Source organism: Sphingobacterium sp. PCS056 (genome assembly GCF_023273895.1).
Taxonomy (GTDB): domain Bacteria; phylum Bacteroidota; class Bacteroidia; order Sphingobacteriales; family Sphingobacteriaceae; genus Sphingobacterium.
In genome coordinates this window covers 4081332-4105171 of sequence record NZ_CP096883.1, presented here as the reverse complement: position 1 = coordinate 4105171, position 23840 = coordinate 4081332, and the positions used below count along the sequence as shown (strand labels likewise).

Sequence of the window (23840 nt, the reverse complement as noted above, 5' to 3'; positions counted from 1 at the left end):
TGGTGGTAAGTGCCACTTTTTGTGCGGTCTTTGAAAAATATACTGTAATCTAAGCATCTTCTATCATCTCAGCTGTATATTTTTCTTTACTTTATTTTCCCCAATATTTTTATTAGCCTTTTTCAACAAATCATCATTGAATGCTCAAATGACCTAAAAAATGACGTCCTAATCAGGTTAAAACTAGCTTATTCCCATACTATGATGGATTATGTTTCCGACTTTTATTCTATTCGTACATCATTAAATGCTCCAAGAAAAAGAGGACCGGACGCCTACTTTATTTACTTGAAACTTTAAAAGTACCATCTTTTTTTCAGTAAAACAAATATTGTTCGCTGCTATTTTATCGTGATACAGTAATATTTTAAAAGTCGGTTTTTGTTCTTTAACCCAAAGAGTGTATTACTTATGACCATATTATAACTACTTGACGAAGACGTAAAAGGTCATTTTCATTCTTTATTTTTTTAACCTGGTTTGCCTTAATGCCCAACCTATGTCCAAATAGTACGGTTTTAAGGCTGCCAATTTAAACTATTTTAAAATGCAAAAACTTGCAACTGGGACAGCTATGCGCTGACCTTAAGGCAAGAAATGTCTTCGTATCTGAGTGAAAATCCGGTCGACCTTATTAAAACGCGAACGATGATCACACCAGTACCAAAACAAAAATCTAAAAAGCCTACATCCGTCCATCATAATTTGGTTGAATATGCAGTGTACCTTCTTTTAAAGAAGATGTTATCGGAAAAGTACCATTGTTCATCAAGATCGGTAGAATTTTAAAAGAACTTAATCTACTATTTCCCAGCAAATAGATACATTGATAGAGAAACAGTAGATTTTTATTAAAAGAATTTTAAAAACATTATTATTATCAACATTTTGAAGTTGTGCCTTTAATTAATAGGAGTTGGATTTGGATTAATTACCGTAATTGGAAATTCAATACTTGCTATCCCACATCCTAGAATAGTGGCTGTGACATTAAGCGTTACTGTATGCTCAGTCTCACCTGGGGCGAAGACATAATTTCTTTCAGCGGTTAATCTAACCTTATTATTTGCTAAGATTTGCATAGTCATGCCATCCGGAATTCCAAAAGTAATATTTTGATAATTTGCAATATTATCGTTTAAAATTAAAGTATAATCGTGATACTTACCAGGGAAAATCGTCGAAATTCCGGATATTTCTCCATTTATTATCGCTCCTATTTTTATGTCTTTAGTAGATTTTATACCGTTTAGGGTTGATGTTAATTTAATAGTTCCATTAGCTTGTCCAGTCCTTGTCACCATCCATTGGTTATTCCCTAAAGCTGTAAGTGTAGCTATCCCGGAAGCATTCTCAAGAGTGACCGTCCCCGGATTGATTAAGGTGTAAGTTGCTTCGGAACATAAATTATCCGGTCCTGTAAATGTGGTAGTTGTAAATATATCTGCTTTTATACTTTGGCCCCAAGATGAACATGTTGAATTTTTACCTTGAACAGAAATCCATTTCGGTCCATCATCTGTAATATTCAAATTGAAACTCGGTATTGTTGTGGTATAGTTTGTAGTTGTACCTCCGGAATATACTGTCCATAAGTATGAAGAAGCAGGAAATAGTGTATTCTTGATTTGTGCGGTATAGGTTTTAGTTCCTCTAAATCCACCTGGAATCTCTCTATCTCCGATGATATTAAATGCTGATACTGCATTTACTTTTATTGGTAGTTCATGGTAGCTAGAGACATCACACGAACCATCAAATTTTTGCCTAGAGAAGTGGGCTCGAACGTGCCAACTTCCATTACCGACAAAATCTTTATGCCAACTTATTTTAATACGGTTTGATGTCGTTTGTATTACAGTACCATGATTAACAGACCAGGTTAAATTTCCATCGCAAGATATACCATTGAAAATGTATTCATACGTTTCTTCAGGACATGGATTTTTTTCCCCCAGTATTACATCTTGTGCTCGAAGGGTACTAAATAAGATGAACAGCATCGCTGTTATTACGAATTTAATTTTCATTTTTCGATCAATTTAGTTGTCCACTCTTCAAATTCACTATCCTTAATATTATAAGAGAATATTTTCTTCATATAGATCTTTCCATATTGTTTTACCGTGATCTCTTTTGTACTGTATGCCTTCTTGCCGTTCTCCACATCTTCATTCAGTATTACTGCTACCGTGTATTTTCCAGGAATTAAATCTTGAAAAGTAATACCAGTTCCTTTATGTACAAAATTTGTTTCAACTTCTGTTTTTGTAATTTCGTCTGTTACTATGCCTTTTATTGCTTTATCAACATCTTTTATGACTAACTTTCTGTTTTCACTGGGCCAAATCATGATATAAGAATCTTCAGGGTGAACGAAGAAGTTTTGCCATTTATTATAGATGACTTTACTAGCAGAAACCATGACCACAGACATCTTATCCGGAGTTCCTAGGAACGGATCTGTAGGTTCCTGATAGATACTATCCATATTTACAGGGTCTTTTTCCACGAGAGGATCGCTTATATTTTTTGCACATCCAGACATCAGAGCAATCATAACAGGTAATAAAAAGAAATAATTTTTCATTTTTTGAAATTTAAGTTTTAAATAGACATGGTGAATTAATATAGTGTTGTTAACAAAAAGGTCATAAGGATAATTATAGATAATACTGATATTATTTTACCCATATCAAGAATTGGTGTCGCTGTTAGCTATAATATCGGCCTTGTCTTTTAATTATGTATTATAATTAGTTGTTTAAAGATAATGAAAAATTCTTGTTATAGAGAATTTATTTAAATTGATGTTTCTTTATCTTTAAATACTCGATTTATATTGAATAGATGGGTATTTTTTTTCAGTAGTTATTTTATGTTGTGCATTTTTTAAGGGTTACATAGATTTAAGTTTTACATGTTTCCTACATTTTGCGCTATAGAACACGGTTTGAATATAAAAAATACATGAATTGTTAATAATTGCATCGATAGTAGGGTAGTAATCTTAATGATTTTCACTTCATATCCTAAATATTAACCATATTTGTCATTCAAAATAATTAACCAGACTTATAGACAATATGAATGAAAATTTAGAACACGAATACCAGTCATGGGAATATCGGATTGAGGATCAAAAGTTGATTACTATATCACAATTTACTATACTTAATTTTGTAACATTTGGGTTGTATGCGCTTTGGTGGATGTATAAGGAATGGCGATTTTTTAAAGAAAAAGATAGCCTCAAAATTCAACCTGCCCTGCGTGCTATCTTGTCAATTATCTTCATTTATTCACTATTTAAAAGGATATTGGATTATGCCAGATCGTTTGGGTATAGCAAACAGTATAATGCGGTCTTCCTTTTATTAATGTATATATTTTTTACCATCACATCGCTCATATCGTTTTTATCCAGTCTATTTTCTATGGTATGGATATTCTTGATGATACCACCTTTTCAGGCATCCAATTATGGAAAAGTTCAAGATAGCCGGTTCAAAAGTGAGTACCAATCATCTTTTTCAACAAAGCAGATTATACTTATAATTTTAGGTATTGTTTGTTGGTATATAGTGATCACAGGATTAATATTTGGAGATTTGAATCAGCTAGAACTGTATTAATTTCTAATTTTACATGGATCTCCAGCACTTTCTTTTAATATGTAATCATCTTCTTAAAAAATATCTATTGCTAATCCAGAATCGGAATCGCTTTTAAAGTCTTTGGTGGATTATCCGTTAACAAGAGCTTGCTGATAGCATCTAGATTGTACACACTAACAGGAGCGAAGCTCAGTGGACTCACATAATATATGCCCTCGTTATCGTAAGATTTCTTATTCTTACGGTCTAAAGGATTATCATTGTTAAAGACTTTTACTAGGCCAGATTTTTCCAGTTTATAGACTGCATGTTTCAACTGACTGGCATTTACTAGTTGCGCTGCAATATCTTTTCTGTCCTTTAATGTTTCACTCCATTTTATACTATCAACATCTAATCGGTGCTGGTACCTGGGTGTTATTTCCCACCAACCACCAATAGCATGATTATCTTGATGTGCAACAACTAAGCTGTCTCCAGATACAACTTCGCCCATGTCATATTGTTTTTGTCTGATATAAAACAACGTATCTCGTTTATTTCTGACTTCGATACAAGAATACATGACATAGTCGTCTAAAAATGATAGGTTCTTAAAAAGGCTATAAACGATCACTGAGCTATCTTTATTTGACCAATCTTTTCGTTTACCCTTTTCCCAATCTTTTATGTCAGTGTAAGATACTTGATCATATTCATTTTCATCTCTAGAGCAACTATGGTAAATTATAGCGCCTAGAACTATGAAACACAAAATAATTTTCCAATTCCAAAGTTTAGTTTTTTTCATTTCGTGTTTCTGTTCTTTGCCAAAATAAATTATTGCTAAAAAAAATGAAGATCTCATTGAAATGATAGATTCATTTTAAGATAACTTAGTTATATCAATACTTTTATATTAACATAACTGAAATATTAATTTACAACTGATTCTGTCCAATCTTCTTAGTATAAGTACATCTAGGATAATCTGCGCAACCAAGAAATTTGCCATACTTACCACTTTTTGAAATTAGTGTGTTACCACAATAAGGGCAGATGTTTTTATTATTATTAATATAATCTTCATCTGTTGCCTTTTTTGGTGTTATAAGCGGTTTGTTGCCATTTATTTTAAGTACTAAGTTATAGATATCATCCCTAATCTCCTCACTTATATTTATCTCTGTCACGCTTTTAATCGTTTTGAGTAAATAATAATATTTTATAACAGGAAAGGAGCTATTTACCTTTAGTTTAGATCCGCGGGTAAAAACTACAATCGGAAAATAATCAAGAGCCGGATATTGGTTCAGGTTAGCCTGTAAAGCTTTAATATGCCCCAGGTTTTGACGTATCGGATTATAAAATTCGTAAGTATTATTAAATATAACTTGTTCCCATTGGTAAGCATTTTCACTCCCAAATATCCAACCATAATAGTTTTTAGTTTCGATCACAAATACACCAAATCTTGATACGACAACATGGTCTATCTGAGCCATTATACCATTATGAAAGACTCGAACATTATTGAGTACCTTATATTCTTTCTTGTTTAAGAACAATAGAATAAACCGAATCGTCGATTCACCTAGATAGCCTTTAATCACTGGACGCAGATATATAACTAATCCTATTGTAGCTATTAGCAGTATAATTGGCCAAAAATCTAAAATCTCATTCATCATTTATTGAGACCTAAAACCCGCGATCATTTAATTCCTGAACTTGATCATTTATCGTGAAAGTTTCCATTGCAAATATAAAATGTGGTCTAAAAATGGTCTATAAAACGAAAGACACGCTCTGGTACGCTGTTCCTATGTGTAGCGTGGAGTGTACTTTTAATGCAAAGATAATCACGAATTTAGTCTTTCCAAATTATAATTTTTTTTAGATGTAAACTGCATTAATGGTATAATATTTCTTCGGCTATGTATTATTGCATGTTAGTTTTTTATAACCATTCCAACTCCAGACACAGGTTTGATTCCTTGTGTTATTGTATGATTAAGCATCAAACCAAGTTTTCCAAAGAGAGGCATTATAAATGTCATCTCTAACGTATAGAGTGAAGATTTTTGTTGGTTAAAAATTTGATTATATTTATCCTTACTAAAAGATGTAAGACTTCCTTCAATACCAAAGTGCAACAGTCCGCCACCATCTGAAAATTCTATGCCATCAAATTCTAATCCTAATGTAAATCTTCCTTGACTTAAAGCAATATCCTTATCAGAGTTATTTACTTTTTGAAAATTATTGAGTTTATATAATAAGTTTCCATATGCATTGAAATATATTTTGTCTTGAGGATTATTTACAATCAAATATATAGGTTCAAGTCCAGCAGAGAGTCCTTGAGTTGATTGACTGATTTCTAATATATCACTAGATATTTTTTCTGTATTTGTAGCACTACTAAATTTCGATATATTGCCTATAACATTTAAACGAAATGGTCCATTTAAATTTTTAACAGTATTTAATTTAACTTTACCTGCTCCAACAACATTATCTAAATTAGATCCATCAAGATTATAAAATAAAGTTGCACCTACCCAGCTGGATCTAGAGCTGCTTGCCACAACAATTACGTCCTCTAGTAAGTTTTCTGCTAATTTAATTTTATTTGGATTATCTAATGAGTTGACAATAAATATTGAAGGACTAAAGCCGATCAAAGAAACTTCGATAGTGTCTTTTAAATTTGCAGGTATTGTAAATGTCCCATCTGCAAAAGAGATCGTATTAACACCTTTTTGACTCCTATTTTTAATAGAAACACCCTGTACTGGTTTTCCCGAACCATCGGTTATGGTTCCTGTTATTTTAGTTTGCGCTAAGCTAAATTGAACAAACAATAAAAATACTATAATAAGTTGTATTGCTTTCATATTGGTTTACTTTGGTTAGTTAGATATCTATATGCACTAAATTAAGTTAGATTCTTAATGGTAATCTGGTTTAATTTCAGATGCCACGAAGGAAAATTTAGTATTATTTATGGAGGATTTTTATTATGGCTTGTTTGTCGAATAGATTTAAGTACTTCGCTTCGAAGCTTAGTATATCTTATAAAAAATAAAATATTTCTAAAATTATATAGCATTGTTTTCACGATTTAGATGGTTAAATCTTATTACTGGCTTATTAAGAATAATCAATTAACAAAGATTTAAAATAAATGTTTTGGATAAAATTTTGGATTTATGTTTTAGTCTTTTACGTTTAATAATTTTATTGCTCATAAGGTTTAAGGTTACCCGTAAAACAAACATCGCAGACTGCTTATCGCTCCGAGCTTTCGTCACGTAGAGAGTGAATGGTTTACACAAAATTGCATATTCAACTTTTAGATTTATAGTTTTCCTTCAATTGAATTATTTTGTTTTCTGGCTATAGACTCTTTTCATCATCGTACTGCATGAATTGGAACACTGGTTCGCAGCGCGTATAGTTGGCGAATATCCTACCAGAATTGTATTTGGTAATGGTCACTTTATTAAAGACCACATTATTCAAAACTAAAGTAAATCTTCACTTTAATATCTCCTCTGGATATATCCTGTGTATTTTAAGAACAATAGAAATATATTTTTCTGGTTTCCCGTAAAGTCATTGTGATATTATTATTTATTATTGCGCCTATTGCAGAGATATAGATGTGGTAAGTCGATGCAGGGAGGTAATTCTCTCAAGATGATTACTTAATTGCATCAATTAAAGCCTGAAAATCTAATTAAATAAATTTAATTAAAGAAGTTATAAATGATATCATATTTTGAACGATCAAAAGGTCGTTTATCCATTTCAGAAGATAGTTTGACCGCTATGGTGTTTGATCATTTAAAGTATCTGCCTGCAGAAATGTTTTGGCGTATATTAAAGAGAGCCTTATATCATGATAAATTACCTTCTTACTGCGGAGAATTGAGTGAATTATTATTTTGGGAAAAGTGGAATGTTATTGGAAGTGATAACAATACTAATAAAAGGTATGTAGAACCCGATATTTTTATTCAGTATGAAAATTTCGATATCATAGTAGAAGCAAAGCGTTATAATCAAAAACAGCAAAAGCATGATCAGTTAGCGGAACAGATTTACGGCTACTACTTTAATTATGGAAGTGCAGGAAAACAGCTTTTTTATATTCAAGTGGGAGGTTTATACAATAAAGAGGATGCTGAAGATTTTACACATAATTCCAAAATAAAAGTTGATGATGAAGGGGAGGAAATAAAATCTACAAATGTCCCGATTTTGAAAACCGATTGGACCTCATTACTAAATAGTATAATGGTAGAGGCCCAGCTGTTGGAGAATATTCCTTATTCGAATTTATCATGTCATAACCGTTTGTTAAAAGATTTAATAAATGGATTTGAACTTTTTCAATTTTATAACTTAAAATGGCTGAAGGATTTAAAAATGAAAACTATACCTACAGTAAATTTTAAAAATACCTTTAAATATGTCTAATAATAGTAATATCCTTAAGCAAGTAAGAGAGTCTTACCGCTTTTTATTTGAATATCAGACAAGGATGTTGAATCTCATGTCTTACATAGAGAAACGATTTGCTTTGACTTATTCAGGAGGCCATTCTAAATTTTCAAACCCAGCACCTAAAAATGGAAAAGGTAGCTTAGATCTCTGGGCATGGGATTGGTTGAATATGTATTATTATGAGTTTCATTTTGGATTTTACAATAATCAATTAACAACAATTTCCCCGCAGCAAATTAGTAAGGATGATGATTACTATGGTTTTTCGGTTTTTTTACTATCAGACGATGGTTATTTTCAAAACCATCTCGATGCAACAACTAACGTAGATCGTATAAAAATTGAAAGTTTTAAATCTGTAGACGAATCTAAAACAAGGTTAATATTCGTGGCAAGTAAAAACATTTGGGATATCTCCTGTTGGCAAATGCCGAAGAGCGGTCATACGCCTCAAAGTGATTTTATTACTAAAGATTTACATGGAAAGCCTTTCGGTGAAAATCAGGTTATGGTTTTTAAGTCATTTGATCTTGAACATTTTTTTGAAGAGCAAAATGCTTTACATTGTCTAAAAGAATTTGAAAGATTATGTGATTTGCATTCAATTTGTTTTAAAGTGGTCGATAATCAGTTTGAAACCAAAGCAAAAAATAGTTTTTAATCATAAGACCGTATTCATGATTTAATAATAAAAAGGACTACCAATGTACAACCTACAGGAACTTTTAAAGAAAAATTATTTTCATGAAAATACATTCCCAAAAATTGCGGAGCTGCTGCTCAACCATTTTTTGTTAATTGTAAACGAAAAGAGCTATCGCTTTACCGAAATCGAGTATTATTGGAATGACAGTAAAGATCATCAAGATAAGAGCACTTACGTTCGAAATCATACGGGTAAGTTGCAACCAGGGCAATTGTTTTTTCATTATTCCGAATTCGATATCGCTCTAGACAATGATTTTGGTTATGGGGGTATTTTAATTCGAGGGGTTTTAGATTTATCTAATGGTCATTATTATAAAGGACCGATGGTCAGTTGTATGCGCATTTTTAGCGGAGTATCAGTATTTGGTGGATATATGGATTTGCGATTAGAAGAAAGTAGTTTACCTCCAGCCGATATTTTTACTAAACCAAAACAAGGGTTGGGTAAGAATGCAATTGAAGGAGGTTTTGCCCCCAAAGACTATAATTATTATTTGAAAATATCAAAGGATAAAAATGTTTATAGCGTTTAAGCTATGAAGCGTATCTTATTAGCTTTGTTGCCTAATTTATGAATATGCTAAGTAGATTTTAGACATAAACAGCATCTGGAGTATTTAGCAGCCTCTCAGTCATTAAAATAATATCCATACTGCCGGGGTCAAACTCGCAAATTACATGGCAGCATTAATATCTCAATTGTCTACGGACTGCGTAGACAATCGAGATCGATAGAGATCAGTCGTATCAGATCTACCAAGATCTTTTTAGGAGGATATATTGCCTTTTCATTTTTAATCCAGGACTTCTTCAAAAAAAAGTATATGCTTATATTTATCTATCTTGATCGTTCTATAAGTAGGTTTGATACCTGGCCCATTAGGATAATATATGGATGAAATAAAGTAGTCGAGGCTTTCATAATTTGCTCTCAGCGTATCACCTCTATATCTTTCACGTGCCAATTGTGGTAGATCTATTTCATCAGTTATTTCCAATTTATAATCATCTGCAGATTTGATTGTATTAATAATAGCAGTTTTATCACTTTCTGATATATCTAATTCAAATGTGGTTACAAGATCGTTCCAACCGCTAGTTTTATTATTTAATATTTTATAATCATCTTCCAATTTTATATTCTGTTGTAGTAAAAATTTTTCAGCATCAGATTTTGTGAATAATTCATCTTCGAACACGAATGATAAAGTAAGCATTAAAAGAGACGTTGTCACTATGACAGCGATGATTGTACCAGCTTTTTTATATCCAATCTTTTTAAGAGTCCAATATCCGATATAAGCTGTTCCGGCGATGAATAGTATCAGGATCGCAGCAAATATGATATAAAATAATATTAAACTCATTGGCGGTATTGTTTTTCTTAGCTAATTTAAATTAGGATACTTTTCGTATTATTATTCCTCAAATTTAATATTTCTCACTCCATCATCCTAAATATTGCACATATTTACTCTTTATAAAAATGTATAAAGAGTGGCATTTTTTTCGAGATAAAGAGTATCTGGATATTTATCCGCCTGTACGTGCAATATTTTCACTTATCTTTATTCACTTGCTAGCAGAGTACTAGATTATGCCAGATCTTTCGGATATAGCAAAAATTATAATCCGACAGTAATTCTAATTATAGTGGCTTTTTGCAATATTGTGACCAGATTTCCAGATCCGTATAGCTTTATTTCCATTTTATGGATTTTTGTGTTTATACCCATTGTTAAAGCTTCCAATTTTGCAAAACTCCAAGATAGCAGCTTCAACAGTGAGTACCAGTCATCTTTTCCAGTAAACAATTAATCTTGTTTATAGCAGGAGGGCTATTTTAGCTTCTGGTTATCGTTGGATTTTTGTTTGGAGATCCGAATGAAGCCATTTAATCACAACTAGGTATTACCGAAAGTCATATTGTCGTATCACCGATATGACAATATGCACCCATTTAAAGAGGTGCTTCATCGTCGCAGAATGTTGACAAATCAACACTTTATTGTTATGTTCAATTATAGCACAGGTTACTTTTAGCATCGTGTTTATAGGTAATGAAACTCTCTCAATATTTTACTTTGCATTTCCTATCTTTGACCTACATGAGCAATCTGAGCCTATATCTAAAAGCATTGGCAAGATTAAAACAAGGGATTACCAAATATGGTAAAGCACCTCATAAACCAGTTTTTCTATTAACTCTGATTGAGTTAATAGAAAAAGGCCTGGATAATGACAATCATTTTCTTGTCAATGCAGATCTCGCAGGTCTTTTTCAGGAGAATTGGCGGCTGTTGGTTACTACAGCACATCAGCCCGATTTTACTCAGCCATTTTATTATCTGCAGAGCGATCAGGTCGATGGACAGTCTTTTTGGTTTATCCATACTCACCATGGAGCTCCTATGCAAGCTCATATCAAAAGTGTTAGTACATTAGCATCCATCGTTGCTTACGGAAGTCTTTCACCTCAATTATACGCATTATTGCAATCGCTTGAAAATAGGAAATTAATCCGAAATTCTATTTTGGCGAATTATTTCCCTAACCAACTTCAATATTATTACGAGCATAAACAAATCGGAGATGGGTATTATCACGATCTGCAGGCTTTGGTACTCAATGATCCCGAAGTCAAGTATAAACATATGGTGATTCATACAGAAGAAGATGTGTTTATACGATCACACCTTTTCAAAAGATATATCCCCCAGTTGTATCAGGATACCTGTGCGATGACAGGTATGCAGCTGCGGTCTACGTACAATCACAATTTTATCGATGCTTGTCATATCGTACCTTTTTCTATTTCGCACCATGACAAGGTCACCAATGGACTTGCATTATGTCCCAATTTGCATAGGGCTTTTGATCGTGGCTTGGTTTCCGTAGATCAAGACTATCGTATTTTGGTTTCAAATCATATACGCGAGCTTGGGGAGCATCCGTATAGTCTTCAAAAATTGGAAGGAAGCAAACTTATATTGCCAAAATCTGAGCAATACTATCCAGCACCAGAAAATCTGGCATGGCATAGGAGTGAAGTGTTTAAAAAAGGCTAATAGTGATAAATAGCATATTCGCCACGTAGAACAAGATTGTTAAGTTTCGCAGATTAATCCCTTTCCCTAATTGTATTTCAAACAATATTTCAGATATTTGGGTAGTACCCAACAGTAGTTAAAAGATTTTATCATGTCCGACATTCAACAATTATTAGAGCAGATCCGTCAGTTTAGAGATGCCCGAGATTGGGAGCAATTTCACAATTCCAAAGATCTAGCTTTAGCATTGAGTATTGAAGCATCCGAACTTCTGGAGCTTTTCTTGTGGAAAGGCAATGAAGATGCTGATCCTGATAAACTCAAAAAGGAACTAGCAGATGTTTTGATGTATGCTTTATTGCTTGCCGATAAGCATGGTTTGGATATAAAAGAGATTGTTGAGGAAAAGATGAAACTTAATAATGAAAAATACCCGGTAGAGAAAGCAAAAGGAACGGCCAAGAAGTATAACGAATTATAATGATCAAACCTTTCCAGATTATTCCATATCCATTTGATTCGCAATTGGAACTTACTTTATTGCAAAAGCAGCGTGATTATCTTTCATGGCCTATTGTCTATTTTCTTCAAGATAAAAAGGAAGCTTATGTAGGTGAAACCACTGATATGGTTACTCGCTTCAAAGCACATCTTAAATCTGCGAGGAAACAACAGTTACAGTCTGTATCGCTTATTCGGAGTGAATTGTTCAATAAATCTGCGACCTTAGATATCGAATCCAATTTGATTCGCTACATCGCTGCCGATGGGCAATTCGATTTACAAAATGGTAATCTTGGGATCTCCAACCATAAATTCTATCAACAGAAAGAAGTTTACTGGGAACTTTTTCGTGATATCTGGTCAGAATTAAGGCAAATGGGTATAGCTCGTCATTCACTTGAGCATATAGATAATTCAGATCTTTTTAAGTATTCTCCCTACAAAAGCTTATCGCGAGAACAGACAAATGGATTAAAGATGATTCTTAGATGTTTGCTTGATGATCGTGCAAAGGTTAGCTTGATTCACGGTGGAGCAGGAACAGGCAAGTCTATCCTGGCTATATTTCTTTTTAAATTATTGAAGACCGATTTACAGGATTTCAATAAAGCAGATTTTGACGAGTCAGATGAGGAGCTATTTAATTTGGTGGAAGCTGTCCGTCAAAAATATGGTGACTTGGAAATGGCTCTCGTTATTCCAATGCAGTCATTTCGTAAAACTATCAGCAAGGTCTTCAAAAACATTAAAGGATTATCACCAAAGATGGTCATTGGACCAGCTGAAGTGGCTAAACAGAAATATGATCTCTTGATCGTAGATGAAGGCCATCGCTTACGCCAATGGAAAAATCTTGCTGCTTATTATGGTACATTTCGTAAAGTATCACAGCACCTGGGTTTAGATGAATTAACCTGTACGGAGTTAGATTGGGTGCAGTTGCAATCCGATAAATCCATTATTTTTTATGACGAGTTCCAGTCTGTCAAACCGTCGGATGCAGATAAGCAGCGTTTTCTCGATTTGCAGGAATTAGAAAGTACACGGATTGAACGGTTACGCTCTCAGTTTCGAGTAAAGGGAGGTGCACATTATATGGAGTTCGTACATCAGCTCTTCTCAGATAACATTGCACTTTCGCCAAAACCTTTTGAAAGCGTACATTATGATTTTCAGTTATTCGATGATCTGGATGCGATGGTTAAGGAGATTAAGCGTAAGGATGATTCTGAAGACTTGTGTCGTATGGTAGCAGGTTTTGCCTGGGATTGGATCTCCAAGAAAGATAAGTCGCTTCACGACATCGTTATTGGTGATACTGCGCTCCGTTGGAACAGTACTGATGTTGATTGGGTTAATTCGGCGAATGCTATTCATGAAGTCGGCTGTATACATACCACACAAGGCTATGATCTCAACTATACCGGTCTTATTATCGGCCCAGAATTGGATTATGATTTTGATACGAATGCTTTTGTTGTATATAAAGATCGATATAAAGATAAAAATGGTAAGAACTCTATTCATGATCCATTAGTTCTTAAAAATTATATCCTCAATATTTATCGTACCATCTTGTTTCGAGGTATTCAGGGAAGTTATGTGTACGTCTGTAATGACAATCTAAGAAAGTATCTAGCGCAGTATATAAAAAGACAGTCAATATCAGATAAAAGTGAAACAGCATATCGCATCACCGATACCCCAACTGAAAATACAGTTCCATACTATGATCTTGAGGTCGCAGCAGGGAGTTTCTCTGAGCTCCAACAGGCAGAACATACTCGTTATATTCAGGTAAATGAAATCACAGTAGATCCAGCTAAATATTTTGCATGTAAAGTAGTGGGGGAGTCTATGAACAAAATTATCCCTAATGGCGCAATATGTCTTTTCGAGAAATATCAAGGCGGTTCTCGCAATGGATTGATCTGTTTAGTTGAGTCCAATGATTTTATTGATAGCGAGTTCGGAGCAAGCTACACCATTAAAGAATATAGTAGCAAGAAAACCATCAGTGAAGAGGGATGGGAGCACCAAGAGATTATGCTTTTGCCGAAATCTACCGATACATCTTATCAGCCTATTGTGTTGCGAGATGAGGAGTTATTGGATTTGAAAGTGATTGGAATGTTTAAGAAGTTGTTAGTTCAGGGTGAAATCGGTTAGAAAACAATTTAACAAGTAACGAAAATTAAAAAATACTTTTTTGATTAAATTATGCGATATACTTAGCAGATTTTCTAAATAAAAAATGGGTATTTCACGAAAAAAGACAGCTAAAATAATATAAACACATAACCAGGATGATTAAATTTTGAAATTTCAATGTCATCTGAATGAATAATCAGGTCAAGAGATAATTTTAGGTGCTTAATAGTCATTTTTTAAATTGCCAAGAAAATCTATTCTGTTGTAATACCATCACTTATACTTCATCCAATACATTTGCGGTCGTATAAATGAAGAATAGTTGTTAATATAGAAATCCTTCTTCATGTGAATATACCGTCATGTCAGATATCCAAACTTTTGAGGATTCCGAAGTTGTGAATTCGCGATTTAATACATTGGCCATTATTTTATGTGAATGTTTTGAACCTGTTGTTATTTTAAACTTCTTATAGAGTTTATTATAAAACCCATATTTTTCATCTACTTAACAACTGTAATTTATCCCACTTCCTTTTAACTCAGAAACTACTCTGGGACTTCCATATGGTTACTTTTTCTTAAGTAAATGGGTTTTGTTTCTCAGTAATATTATCAACTCTAGAACTATTAGTATGTTTATAGCCAACTTTCCATGAATTGTAGATTTTAGAACGAATTCTAATAATCTTACACATATTTTCAATCGGATATATTTGTTGATGAATTTACATATTATTGATATCTCTTTGTACTGCAAAGCAATCATGTATACAGTTAAAAATAGGCAATTATGAATAAAAGAAACCAATGGCCCTTTTTAATATCTCAGTTCTGAATATTTAAGTTATTTATCTAAAACACTTATACGTTCTTGCTAATGAATCTACGTCAAATTACCATTTATATAAATTGTGTGATTGATACCTAGATTACTTGCAAGCTCTGAAATATTTTTTCTGTCTTTGCTTAACTGCAAAGCATGTTTTTTAAATGTACGATCGTGTTTTTATGGAGTTAGATTATTATTTTAAAATTTAGATATTTATTGTTCTTAACTTATATTGTCGACTTAGTTAGCATGTCCAAAAAGCTTTTTAATAATGAAAAATGTAAGACTATATTTATTGTATATTTGATTTTGACATATTTGTTTACTTTATCTAAGGTTAGTGTTTGAAGTCCAATTTTGGTACTTTAAACATTCATATTTGTAAAGAAAAAACTCAATATTTTTGTAGCATAAGAATTATTGCCGCTCTCTTAAGCTAGATTACAACTCTTTTTATGTAATTTTGTAAATGATTCTTTTAATTGAATTCTATGGATAAAGAAAAACCCGGTCTATTTGGAATAAAATATTCAAATAGAGATTTTGGACAAACTGAAACTTGGGGAAAAAACCAATTTAATTCGTCTTTTCCGGCAAGTTTGTCTAATTTTTTGGCAAGTAAGGGGTTAAGTAATATATATATGTTTTTGGACGCAGATTTAAAAGTTCAACATGGTAAAATATCAACTGAAAAATTATTAGGTATTAATCCTATGTCAGATAATTTATTTTATTCATTTGAGACCCAATTTACTCCATATCAACAGTTAGTAATAGGAAGTTTACCAAGGGTTGATTTAGTTTCTCAAATGAGGGATAGTGGACAGAGTTTAACTCCAATAGAAATTAAATTAACGGCTCTTCCAGATAATTCAACATGTCTTCTTAGTGAAGAATATTATGGTTGTGAAATTGTCATTAGACCTGATACAATCGTATATTTAGCATGTAGTATTGTAGAAAATTTTAAAAATAATCATGTAGAACTGAGTTTTTTGTTTGATAAAAAATTTGATAATATACTTGATTGGACAAATGGAGTTCAAATATGGAGTTATATTCCAAGCATGATCTTAACTTTAGATTCAATAGTGTTATCTATATTAGATAAACAGAAACCCCTTGTAATGCAACCTATTTGGAAGACTAATGGAAAATCACCTAAACTTACAGATAATTGTTTAGATGTATTTGTATGGTCGAATTTTGCATTTTGTCAACTTTTTGTAGATGTTGCTAGAGGAGAGCTTTCATCTGGAGCTACAAAAATAACGAGACAAGTCAGAACGATTATTTGGCTGTTTAAGATGTTATTTGATTTCGCTAAGAATGGTCAAATTAATCACTCAAAAATTATTGATGAGTTATCTTTTAATACAAAAAATGATAAAGCATTTGCTGTTAGTGGTAGAATTACTCACAGATATATGTCTTGTCCAGAATTAATTACTCCTCGTATTACGAGAGAAGATATAAAGAATATTATATTAGGTGGAGGGCAAAATTTATTAAGTCCTGAAAGACGATTTGATGCAATAATTTTTAACTCACCAGAATTATTTAATTAACATGAATATAGTAGATTTATTTTCAGGATGTGGAGGGATGTCTTTGGGGTTTCAAAATGCAGGATTTAAGATATTAGCTGCATTTGATAAATGGGAGCCAGCAATTAGAGTCTATCAAGAAAACTTTGATCATCCAATATATGATACTGACTTAGGTACAGAAGAAGTAAGAGAGTTTATAAAAAAACTAAGCCCAACTATGATCATAGGTGGACCACCCTGTCAAGATTTTTCAAGTGCTGGTAAAAGAGATGAATCATTAGGGCGTGCAGATTTAACCCTTTCTTTTGCAGAGATTATTTCGGATACTAAACCTGAGTGGTTTGTAATGGAAAATGTTGGACGAATAACTAAAAGTAGAATATTAAAAGAGGCTATTGCGATATTTAAAAAATCAGGTTACGGAATATCATATCAAATTTTAGATGCTAGTTTATGCGGTGTGCCTCAAGCTAGAAAACGTTTTTTTTTAATAGGTCATTTGAATTCATCTGATAATTTTCTTAATGCTTATTTATCGAAAAATCAATCATCGAAATCTATGACTCTATATGATTATTTTGGTAATTCTTTAGGATTAGATTATTATTACAGGCATCCAAGAAGTTATGCTCGTAGAGGAGTATTTAGTATACATGAACCAAGTCCAACAATTCGTGGAGTAAATAGACCTATTCCTAAAGGTTATAAAAAACACGAAGGAGATCCTGTCGAGATAAATTCAGATCTACGAGCGCTAACAACTAAAGAACGAAGTTTAATTCAAACATTTCCAGAGAATTTTAAACTTGTGGGTACAAAAACTAATTTAGAGCAAATAATCGGAAATGCTGTACCAGTAAAGTTAGGTGAGTTTATTGCTAATTGTATAAATGAATATATCTGCGATAGCTTACAAAACACAACCATTAATACAGGTCAATTAGAAATTCAATATTAATATGGCTACAAATTAACATTATTTTAAAATTATGTTAATTATACAATAATTACGTTAAAACCTTTCTTGTTCAAGATGGTAAAAGAAAATGAGTCAGTAACTTTGGAATGTTAAGGTAGAATGAAATAGTCAAAGCTTTGAGTACAGCATCCTATAAACTGCAACCCAGGCGAGTAAGATTAGAATATTTATTATTATATCAAATTCTCATTTATTTTTTGAACGAAGTCTCCTGGCTCAAAATTCTCATCAGTAAAATTACGGATGGTTCTGATTAATAAATCAAGAAAAGCTACAGTAAATAGTAAATTTAAACCTGTCAAATTCAATTAAAAAATTCTTTTGAACTAATATAAATATTTATGCAATACATAAATATTTATATTAGTTCTATTAAATAGCCTGTCTGGAAATGTTATTAAATATCTTATCGCCATAATTATATAATAAAACTCATTGGTGTAGGGTATCCAAATTTTTTTACAAATTTTCTAGATTTATTGTAATTACATTGTGTAACGTGTTTTGTGCTCAATGAATCCCACTTTTCTTTGATCTGATTAACATTAAATTCTATCGAACTTTCTGTTAAATTGTAAGAAAACAGTTTTTCAAGTTCATGTCTTAATTTTTCATACTCTAAACCAATTTTTCTATGTTCTTCTGATTTCTCACTTGGTCTGAGAAAAGTTAATATGGCAGTAGATAACGCAGCAATTGTTGAAAATATTGAAACAAAATATTCTTGTTTAAAGATGAAGAATAACTTATTATACTCTTCTACTGAAATTTTTGGAAATTGATAGGATGAAGCAACAAGTGTTGTTATAACTAAGGTAAAAATACTTAAATACGTGTTTATTCGTGTATACATAAGCGATTCAAAACAGTGTGCATATTCTAGTTGATGTATTTTTCTGGTCCAGTCTAGTATCATCAGTTCTTTTTTACTTTTCATTTATTAATTGTTGGTCAATTTTAGCAATTAAATTGGTTGGGTCAATGATAGTTTTTCTGTTGACTTCAGATTCTTGAATGTCTTTTGGACCTATTACAAACGATTTGCCTAAGCCATCTTTACCAGTAAATGAAAAGAATGTAGCAGAGCAATCCGGTGAGTTTAGATGGCCAGATTTGTGGAGTTTGCTTGCTTTAATTTCATAAAATCCTTTGCTATAATGCACTTCATGTTTAACTAATGATAATTTAATATTTTTGTTTTCATTTATAGCTTTAGATGTGTGTTGATTTGTTTCATTTAAAGAGTTGTTATACAATACCTTAAAGAATGAATGGTTAGAATTTTTCGAATCCACTTTGTACTCATATAGGTCATTAATTACACTTCCTGTTATTATCCAGCTCTTGGCGTGGAAAGTATGAGAGTGAATAGAGAAATCATCACATTTCTTTAGATCTAAATACACGTTTAGTGAATCATCCCATATATGCAATCTTAAAAAATCGAATTTCTCTAGCGTTTCGTCTGACTTATATAGTGGAATAGATAGAAATCCTTGAGAACCTATAGATGATATTGTATACGTATTAGGAATTTCCTTTATAGAGTTAGATATATATTTCCAAACCTCTATTATATCTAGGGAATGATTGTTGTCTCTACAGTGTATTAATTCTCTGACACCAAGCATTCTAAGTAGGAATGATTTCACGTACTTATCTTTTGCATTAAATATTAAAGTTAATATATGTTTAATCGTAGTTTCATTGTCATTCTTAAATATCAAATAAGCTAAGGCTTCATCTGTTTTTATCTTTTGTTTAAATGTTTCGCTATAACTTTTCAAAATAGGTGTATAGAAATTTAAAAATTCCTTTTTGGAGATTTCTTTTAATTGTAGCATATATATAAATCTATCTGTAATTTACTCATCTTAATTTATTATAGAATAACCTATTGATCGAATAATTATTAATTATGTTTATTTTTGGACTTTTTTATAAAACTTCACAAAAGTGTCTTAATTTTGTTTTTGTATTTTACGGTTTCCCCTATTCTGTATTTTCTAATATTTCCTTACATAATATCTCCATTCCAACTTTTTTACCACTGAATACCTTCAGTTTAATGATTCCACCAGGAGTTTCACTTTCATTCAAAAAAGCCTGCTGATAGCGTCCATGGTTAACAGTTGTTATATCATTTGGATATATTAAATATGAAGGACAGTTTGAATGATATCTGCTGTATGCATAAAGCTGACGAAGATCATCATCAGAAGGATTCGAATCACGGATGTTTTTCCATTTTGTATCAAATACTGCTTTGACTTCTCCATTTTGAGTGAGAACAATGTCAGGCCTAATAGTTTTTGCATATCCTATTTCTGGTTTCCAAAAGTCCTTTGATACCTGTCCAGAAATTGTATAGTCTATAGCAAATTTTTGAAGACTTTTAAGAACGAATTTTTCCCAAAGCGTATTCATGTTAAACATAAGAGCCAAAACATTTGACGGGCCATTATTTAAGTCTGGGTGATAGTTCAGTAAGATCATTTTAGCAATATCAATCGCAGTTTTATAGTCTTGAGATTTTCGATCGTATATGATTCTTTCAAATAGTGATTCAATGATTCTTATATCAGATTGCTCAGGAAAGTCTAATAAGGCATTATTGTATCTGGAAGTAAGATGTGTAGCTGTTCCTACTTTAATTATTGTAGATAATGCTTTATATAGGATCTGATGTAGTACATGTTGGTTGTCATAAACTGTTTGGTTTACATAGAATCGCTCTTGGTGCACACAGTTTTTTGTAATCTGTTTTCCTATTAATATTTTCCCTTTGAGGGTATTGCTATTTACTTCCTTCTTACGGTATTTTTTTATCAGGCCTTTGTTCTTAAGCTTTTCTATTTCACTTATAAACAGCTCGAAATACATTTCTAGAACTGAAGAGCTCTTAATATTTAGATTGGCATACGATGGTGCATCTGGATTGATTAGACCGATTGATTTCATCATATCAATAAGAATACCTCTCCAATGTTTAGCGTCATTAATACGATCAGCTTTAGGTAATACCTCTATTGTTAAATTACCTACCTTTATTATACCGACGTATTCACAGAATCTGACTCCATTATGTATGAGTTTGTAATACGGGAAATTCTTCTCTTTATACGTATTCTGAAGCAATCTTAGTTGCTCAGGGTCTAATTTCTGGTCACCACGATTTAAATAAAGGGCTTCATGTTCGAAGACTGTATACATCTTTTTTATTTTAGATCTAGTTCCTGATTGAGTAATAGAGATATAGCCTGTTCAAACGTTATGTTTTTCTCTTGACCTTTATAAGTAATCTTGAGGGCTACCATATCCCTATAATCCAGTATTTCGTAAATTTTTCTTTCAGTATAGCTTTCTAAATTTTCATACTGGAAAGATGCAAAAATTACGTCTGCTCCTTTTTTTACACGAACAAAACCGTTACCTAAAACCAATCCTATTTTTGCATAATCGCCAAAGAAATACTCTTGCAGAAGGGGAATAATATTTCGGTAGAATGTTTCTTTTAAATCCTTGAGATTTTCACAGTCTAAAAAATAACTATGACCAATTGCATGATCTCGATCTAATAATTGTTCAATTCTATTATTTATAGTGCTTAATAGAATACCTAAGTCTACATCTCCTATTTTTTCCTGAAGACCTTTTGATGTTCTTATATTAGCTATTTCATCAGATTTCGGTCTCATTTCTTCAAAGCTAAATCTTCTGCGAAGTGCAGAGTCTAATGCTTCCACACTACGATCAGAAGTGTTCATAGTACCAATAATAAACAGATTGTCTGGTACAGAGAATTTATTTTGACTATATGGTAGTGTTACTTCCAGTGCCTCTACATTTTTACTGGTATTATGACCAACTTTGATTCGCTTATCTGTTTCGATAAGTGTTATTAATTCACCAAATATCTGAGATACATTTCCTCTATTTATTTCATCAATTATAATGACATAATTTTGGTTAGTATTATTTAATTCTTCAGAAGAGACGTGATGACTTTCTAATATTTTATTAATTACAGGCTGCTCATAAGAAGAGTAGGTAGGTGCTTTGTTATCAAATAAAACTGCTTCAAGTTGATTAAGAGCTACGCTCATTGTCGTTTTTCCTTTTACAGGTTTGATGCTAATCGAACCTACGCTATTTTGATATAGGCCAAACTGATTTTTTTCCTTCGTTTCTAGAATTACATTGCTGGATTCTTCTGCAACTTTGGGTAATGAATCACTTAAACTTTTATACAATTCCCGAAATACGTTTCTGGTCAACTCAACTTTTTCATTCTCAAATTGAATTAATTTATGATTTGTCTGACTTGCTTTATTCGCTATCAATTTAAAGATCCCATCTTTAACCTCATACTGTATAGGTGAATTTTCGCTAATAGGGGCTTTAGGTTTAATGCCCTCTATAAAGTCTTCATATGATAAACTTTGGTGAAATGTGGTGAACACAATTCTTCCTTCTTTTACAAATTCATCATATTTCTTTTTTATGTCCCTTCTTTGTAAATCTAAGATTGGTTCTCCAAGAGCTTCTAAGGCTTTATTTATAGTATGGTACGTTTTTCCGGTTCCTGGAGGACCATAAAGAATTGTGTTTAAGGTTATGTTATTAGTAGGGATTTTTTCTCTTTTTTCCATAAATTCTTCAAATAAAGTTATGGAATTACTGTACATACTTTTTCCCGTTTTATTTTTATCCTGAAATTCTTTGGATTTTCTATATTCAGCAAGTAGATTTTTTATATTCGAGATGTTCGTTTTTGTGAGTAGTCCATTTGATGATATACCGATTTTTTTGATATCATTATCGACCGTTTTAATTCCACCTACATAATTCAAAATAGATTTTTCCGTCAATGCTTCTTCATCTCTAGTTAAGTATGAATTGCCTAACCAAATTTCAAATTCGGATAATAATGTATCCCTAAAGGTATTGTGATTTTTTATCAAATTTTGATATTCAGGTATATGAAGTAACTTTTGCAGACGATTGTATTCTTTACTGTTTGAATCAAAATCTAAATGGTTATCATTGAATTTAGTAACAATTTCACTTGCAATTGTACCGATGTAAGTACCGAAATTAATATGTCTTTGCTCTTTTGGAAACTTGCGATAAAACGCGCAAAGACTATCATAATTTTGCTCAATATCTAAAATATTATATGCTATATTTTTCCAAAATTTATAGTTAATTAAATATTCATCTGGGTTCTGGCAGTGCTTAACTACTGAATACAGATTATCAATATGATCATGAAGTTTAGACCCGTGAACTTTTAGAAGTGATGCTAGATTATCACTTGATTTGATCTGATTAAATAGAGTAGGTAAATCTAGAGTACTTCCATCTTTCAATTTCTTGCCTTGTCTGAAATTATTTAAAAAATTTCCAATTTTAGTTATAGTATTTATATTTTTAGTGAAATCTCCCAGTGGTATAAGGTCATCTTTTGTGAATTTATATCCTTTATCTTTTAATTTTACAATGACGTCATTTATGATATTTTCTAAACCTTCAATTCCGAAATAATGTACTTTTTCTTCAACAGGACATAACCATAATTTTTGTTTTTCAAAAACCGCATTAAAATTTGAAGTGTACTTTCTTTTTAATTCGTCAAAGCTTATATCTTTAAATTCATTTGATATCTCTTTTAATGTCATGTTTTTTAAAATTTACGTGGGTTTCTAATTATATATTATTCAGTATGGTCGGGTAACTTTGGTCAATAACTTGCAGAAAGAAGTAATAAAAAAGTAAATGTTATTAATTATTCACTTTAGGAAAATCTATTAGACACTTCAATTTTGGAAAGTCCAGTAAGGAAAATTGGTGTTTCATATTTATTAATTGATATCCTTTGGTTACTAGAACGGGAGGAAGTTTTAGATGTAATCTGTGAATGCTTCATAAAAAGTAATATGTTTAATAATGTTT

Annotated in this window: 19 protein-coding genes; 9 read left to right on the top strand and 10 right to left on the bottom strand. The window is 31.8% G+C overall.

Features of this window, described 5'->3' with window-relative positions; all coding sequences use genetic code 11:
* Nucleotides 1–902: 902 nt before the first annotated feature.
* Nucleotides 903–2030 (bottom strand): hypothetical protein, encoded by a 1128-nt coding sequence (locus MUB18_RS17165; RefSeq protein ID WP_248753997.1) that lies wholly within the window; start codon nt 2028–2030, stop codon nt 903–905.
* A complete protein-coding gene (locus tag MUB18_RS17160) occupies nt 2027–2590 on the bottom strand; it encodes a hypothetical protein (RefSeq protein WP_248753996.1) in 564 nt (187 codons plus the stop codon). Before MUB18_RS17160 ends, MUB18_RS17165 begins: the two co-directional genes overlap by 4 nt.
* 496 nt (nt 2591–3086) lie before the next feature.
* Between MUB18_RS17160 and MUB18_RS17155 the strand changes: the two genes are divergently transcribed.
* On the top strand, nt 3087–3635 hold the full coding sequence (locus MUB18_RS17155; RefSeq protein WP_248753995.1) for a hypothetical protein: 549 nt from the start codon (nt 3087–3089) through the stop codon (nt 3633–3635).
* Nucleotides 3636–3705: 70 nt separating this feature from the next.
* Here MUB18_RS17155 and MUB18_RS17150 read toward each other — a convergent pair whose 3' ends face one another.
* From MUB18_RS17150 to MUB18_RS17140, 3 genes are all read right to left on the bottom strand, one after another.
* Nucleotides 3706–4407, bottom strand: coding sequence for a hypothetical protein (locus MUB18_RS17150; RefSeq protein WP_248753994.1), 702 nt, complete (start codon nt 4405–4407; stop codon nt 3706–3708).
* Between the two features lie 130 nt (nt 4408–4537).
* The gene (locus MUB18_RS17145; protein ID WP_248753993.1) at nt 4538–5287 is read right to left on the bottom strand and encodes a nuclease-related domain-containing protein; all 750 of its coding nucleotides are present in this window, start codon (nt 5285–5287) and stop codon (nt 4538–4540) included.
* A gap of 261 nt (nt 5288–5548) precedes the next feature.
* On the bottom strand, nt 5549–6496 hold the full coding sequence (locus MUB18_RS17140) for a carboxypeptidase-like regulatory domain-containing protein (RefSeq protein ID WP_248753992.1): 948 nt from the start codon (nt 6494–6496) through the stop codon (nt 5549–5551).
* A gap of 874 nt (nt 6497–7370) precedes the next feature.
* Between MUB18_RS17140 and MUB18_RS17135 the strand changes: the two genes are divergently transcribed.
* Genes MUB18_RS17135 through MUB18_RS17125 form a run of 3 tightly spaced genes read left to right on the top strand, consistent with a single transcriptional unit; the run spans nt 7371 to nt 9352 of the window.
* Entirely contained in the window at nt 7371–8084 is a 714-nt protein-coding gene (locus MUB18_RS17135; RefSeq protein ID WP_248753991.1) for a hypothetical protein, read from the top strand.
* Nucleotides 8077–8772 carry a hypothetical protein gene (locus MUB18_RS17130; RefSeq protein ID WP_248753990.1) on the top strand — a complete coding sequence of 232 codons (696 nt, stop codon included), beginning with the start codon at nt 8077–8079 and terminating at the stop codon, nt 8770–8772. The genes MUB18_RS17135 and MUB18_RS17130 overlap by 8 nt, the downstream gene beginning before the upstream one ends.
* 43 nt (nt 8773–8815) lie before the next feature.
* The gene (locus tag MUB18_RS17125) at nt 8816–9352 is read left to right on the top strand and encodes a hypothetical protein (RefSeq protein ID WP_248753989.1); all 537 of its coding nucleotides are present in this window, start codon (nt 8816–8818) and stop codon (nt 9350–9352) included.
* 261 nt (nt 9353–9613) lie between these two features.
* On the opposite strand, the gene MUB18_RS17120 is transcribed toward MUB18_RS17125, so the two are convergent.
* On the bottom strand, nt 9614–10186 hold the full coding sequence (locus MUB18_RS17120) for a hypothetical protein (protein WP_248753988.1): 573 nt from the start codon (nt 10184–10186) through the stop codon (nt 9614–9616).
* A gap of 693 nt (nt 10187–10879) precedes the next feature.
* Between MUB18_RS17120 and MUB18_RS17115 the strand changes: the two genes are divergently transcribed.
* The 5 genes from MUB18_RS17115 (at nt 10880) to MUB18_RS17095 (ending at nt 17864) form a co-directional block, all read left to right on the top strand.
* Nucleotides 10880–11887, top strand: a complete 1008-nt coding sequence (locus MUB18_RS17115) for an HNH endonuclease (protein WP_248753987.1) — start codon at nt 10880–10882, stop codon at nt 11885–11887.
* 133 nt (nt 11888–12020) lie between these two features.
* Nucleotides 12021–12350, top strand: coding sequence for a nucleotide pyrophosphohydrolase (locus tag MUB18_RS17110; RefSeq protein ID WP_248753986.1), 330 nt, complete (start codon nt 12021–12023; stop codon nt 12348–12350).
* Nucleotides 12350–14542: a DNA/RNA helicase domain-containing protein gene (locus tag MUB18_RS17105; RefSeq protein WP_248753985.1), complete on the top strand. Its 2193-nt coding sequence runs from the start codon at nt 12350–12352 to the stop codon at nt 14540–14542. The genes MUB18_RS17110 and MUB18_RS17105 overlap by 1 nt, the downstream gene beginning before the upstream one ends.
* A gap of 1305 nt (nt 14543–15847) precedes the next feature.
* The gene (locus MUB18_RS17100) at nt 15848–16924 is read left to right on the top strand and encodes a HindVP family restriction endonuclease (RefSeq protein WP_248753984.1); all 1077 of its coding nucleotides are present in this window, start codon (nt 15848–15850) and stop codon (nt 16922–16924) included.
* A gap of 1 nt (nt 16925) precedes the next feature.
* Nucleotides 16926–17864 carry a DNA cytosine methyltransferase gene (locus tag MUB18_RS17095; protein WP_248753983.1) on the top strand — a complete coding sequence of 313 codons (939 nt, stop codon included), beginning with the start codon at nt 16926–16928 and terminating at the stop codon, nt 17862–17864.
* A 439-nt stretch (nt 17865–18303) separates the two neighbouring features.
* Here the strand turns inward: MUB18_RS17095 and MUB18_RS17090 are convergent, their stop codons facing one another.
* The 4 genes from MUB18_RS17090 to MUB18_RS17075 form a co-directional block, all read right to left on the bottom strand.
* Nucleotides 18304–18822, bottom strand: coding sequence for an SLATT domain-containing protein (locus MUB18_RS17090; RefSeq protein ID WP_248753982.1), 519 nt, complete (start codon nt 18820–18822; stop codon nt 18304–18306).
* Nucleotides 18812–19729 carry a hypothetical protein gene (locus MUB18_RS17085; RefSeq protein ID WP_248753981.1) on the bottom strand — a complete coding sequence of 306 codons (918 nt, stop codon included), beginning with the start codon at nt 19727–19729 and terminating at the stop codon, nt 18812–18814. The genes MUB18_RS17090 and MUB18_RS17085 overlap by 11 nt, the downstream gene beginning before the upstream one ends.
* A gap of 148 nt (nt 19730–19877) precedes the next feature.
* A complete protein-coding gene (locus tag MUB18_RS17080) occupies nt 19878–21098 on the bottom strand; it encodes an McrC family protein (RefSeq protein WP_248753980.1) in 1221 nt (406 codons plus the stop codon).
* A 5-nt stretch (nt 21099–21103) separates the two neighbouring features.
* Complete coding sequence (locus MUB18_RS17075; protein WP_248753979.1) at nt 21104–23566, bottom strand: McrB family protein; 2463 nt, start codon at nt 23564–23566, stop codon at nt 21104–21106.
* Between the last annotated feature and the right edge of the window lie 274 nt (nt 23567–23840).

What these genes read in the sequence shown, in the direction of transcription:
- MUB18_RS17165 (WP_248753997.1), bottom strand. Translation starts at nt 2,030, where the DNA reads ATGAAAATTAAATTCGTAATAACAGCGATGCTGTTCATCTTATTTAGT.
- MUB18_RS17160 (WP_248753996.1), bottom strand. Translation starts at nt 2,590, where the DNA reads ATGAAAAATTATTTCTTTTTATTACCTGTTATGATTGCTCTGATGTCT.
- MUB18_RS17155 (WP_248753995.1), top strand. Translation starts at nt 3,087, where the DNA reads ATGAATGAAAATTTAGAACACGAATACCAGTCATGGGAATATCGGATT.
- MUB18_RS17150 (WP_248753994.1), bottom strand. Translation starts at nt 4,407, where the DNA reads ATGAAAAAAACTAAACTTTGGAATTGGAAAATTATTTTGTGTTTCATA.
- MUB18_RS17145 (WP_248753993.1), bottom strand. Translation starts at nt 5,287, where the DNA reads ATGATGAATGAGATTTTAGATTTTTGGCCAATTATACTGCTAATAGCT.
- MUB18_RS17140 (WP_248753992.1), bottom strand. Translation starts at nt 6,496, where the DNA reads ATGAAAGCAATACAACTTATTATAGTATTTTTATTGTTTGTTCAATTT.
- MUB18_RS17135 (WP_248753991.1), top strand. Translation starts at nt 7,371, where the DNA reads ATGATATCATATTTTGAACGATCAAAAGGTCGTTTATCCATTTCAGAA.
- MUB18_RS17130 (WP_248753990.1), top strand. Translation starts at nt 8,077, where the DNA reads ATGTCTAATAATAGTAATATCCTTAAGCAAGTAAGAGAGTCTTACCGC.
- MUB18_RS17125 (WP_248753989.1), top strand. Translation starts at nt 8,816, where the DNA reads ATGTACAACCTACAGGAACTTTTAAAGAAAAATTATTTTCATGAAAAT.
- MUB18_RS17120 (WP_248753988.1), bottom strand. Translation starts at nt 10,186, where the DNA reads ATGAGTTTAATATTATTTTATATCATATTTGCTGCGATCCTGATACTA.
- MUB18_RS17115 (WP_248753987.1), top strand. Translation starts at nt 10,880, where the DNA reads ATGAAACTCTCTCAATATTTTACTTTGCATTTCCTATCTTTGACCTAC.
- MUB18_RS17110 (WP_248753986.1), top strand. Translation starts at nt 12,021, where the DNA reads ATGTCCGACATTCAACAATTATTAGAGCAGATCCGTCAGTTTAGAGAT.
- MUB18_RS17105 (WP_248753985.1), top strand. Translation starts at nt 12,350, where the DNA reads ATGATCAAACCTTTCCAGATTATTCCATATCCATTTGATTCGCAATTG.
- MUB18_RS17100 (WP_248753984.1), top strand. Translation starts at nt 15,848, where the DNA reads ATGGATAAAGAAAAACCCGGTCTATTTGGAATAAAATATTCAAATAGA.
- MUB18_RS17095 (WP_248753983.1), top strand. Translation starts at nt 16,926, where the DNA reads ATGAATATAGTAGATTTATTTTCAGGATGTGGAGGGATGTCTTTGGGG.
- MUB18_RS17090 (WP_248753982.1), bottom strand. Translation starts at nt 18,822, where the DNA reads ATGAAAAGTAAAAAAGAACTGATGATACTAGACTGGACCAGAAAAATA.
- MUB18_RS17085 (WP_248753981.1), bottom strand. Translation starts at nt 19,729, where the DNA reads ATGCTACAATTAAAAGAAATCTCCAAAAAGGAATTTTTAAATTTCTAT.
- MUB18_RS17080 (WP_248753980.1), bottom strand. Translation starts at nt 21,098, where the DNA reads ATGTATACAGTCTTCGAACATGAAGCCCTTTATTTAAATCGTGGTGAC.
- MUB18_RS17075 (WP_248753979.1), bottom strand. Translation starts at nt 23,566, where the DNA reads ATGACATTAAAAGAGATATCAAATGAATTTAAAGATATAAGCTTTGAC.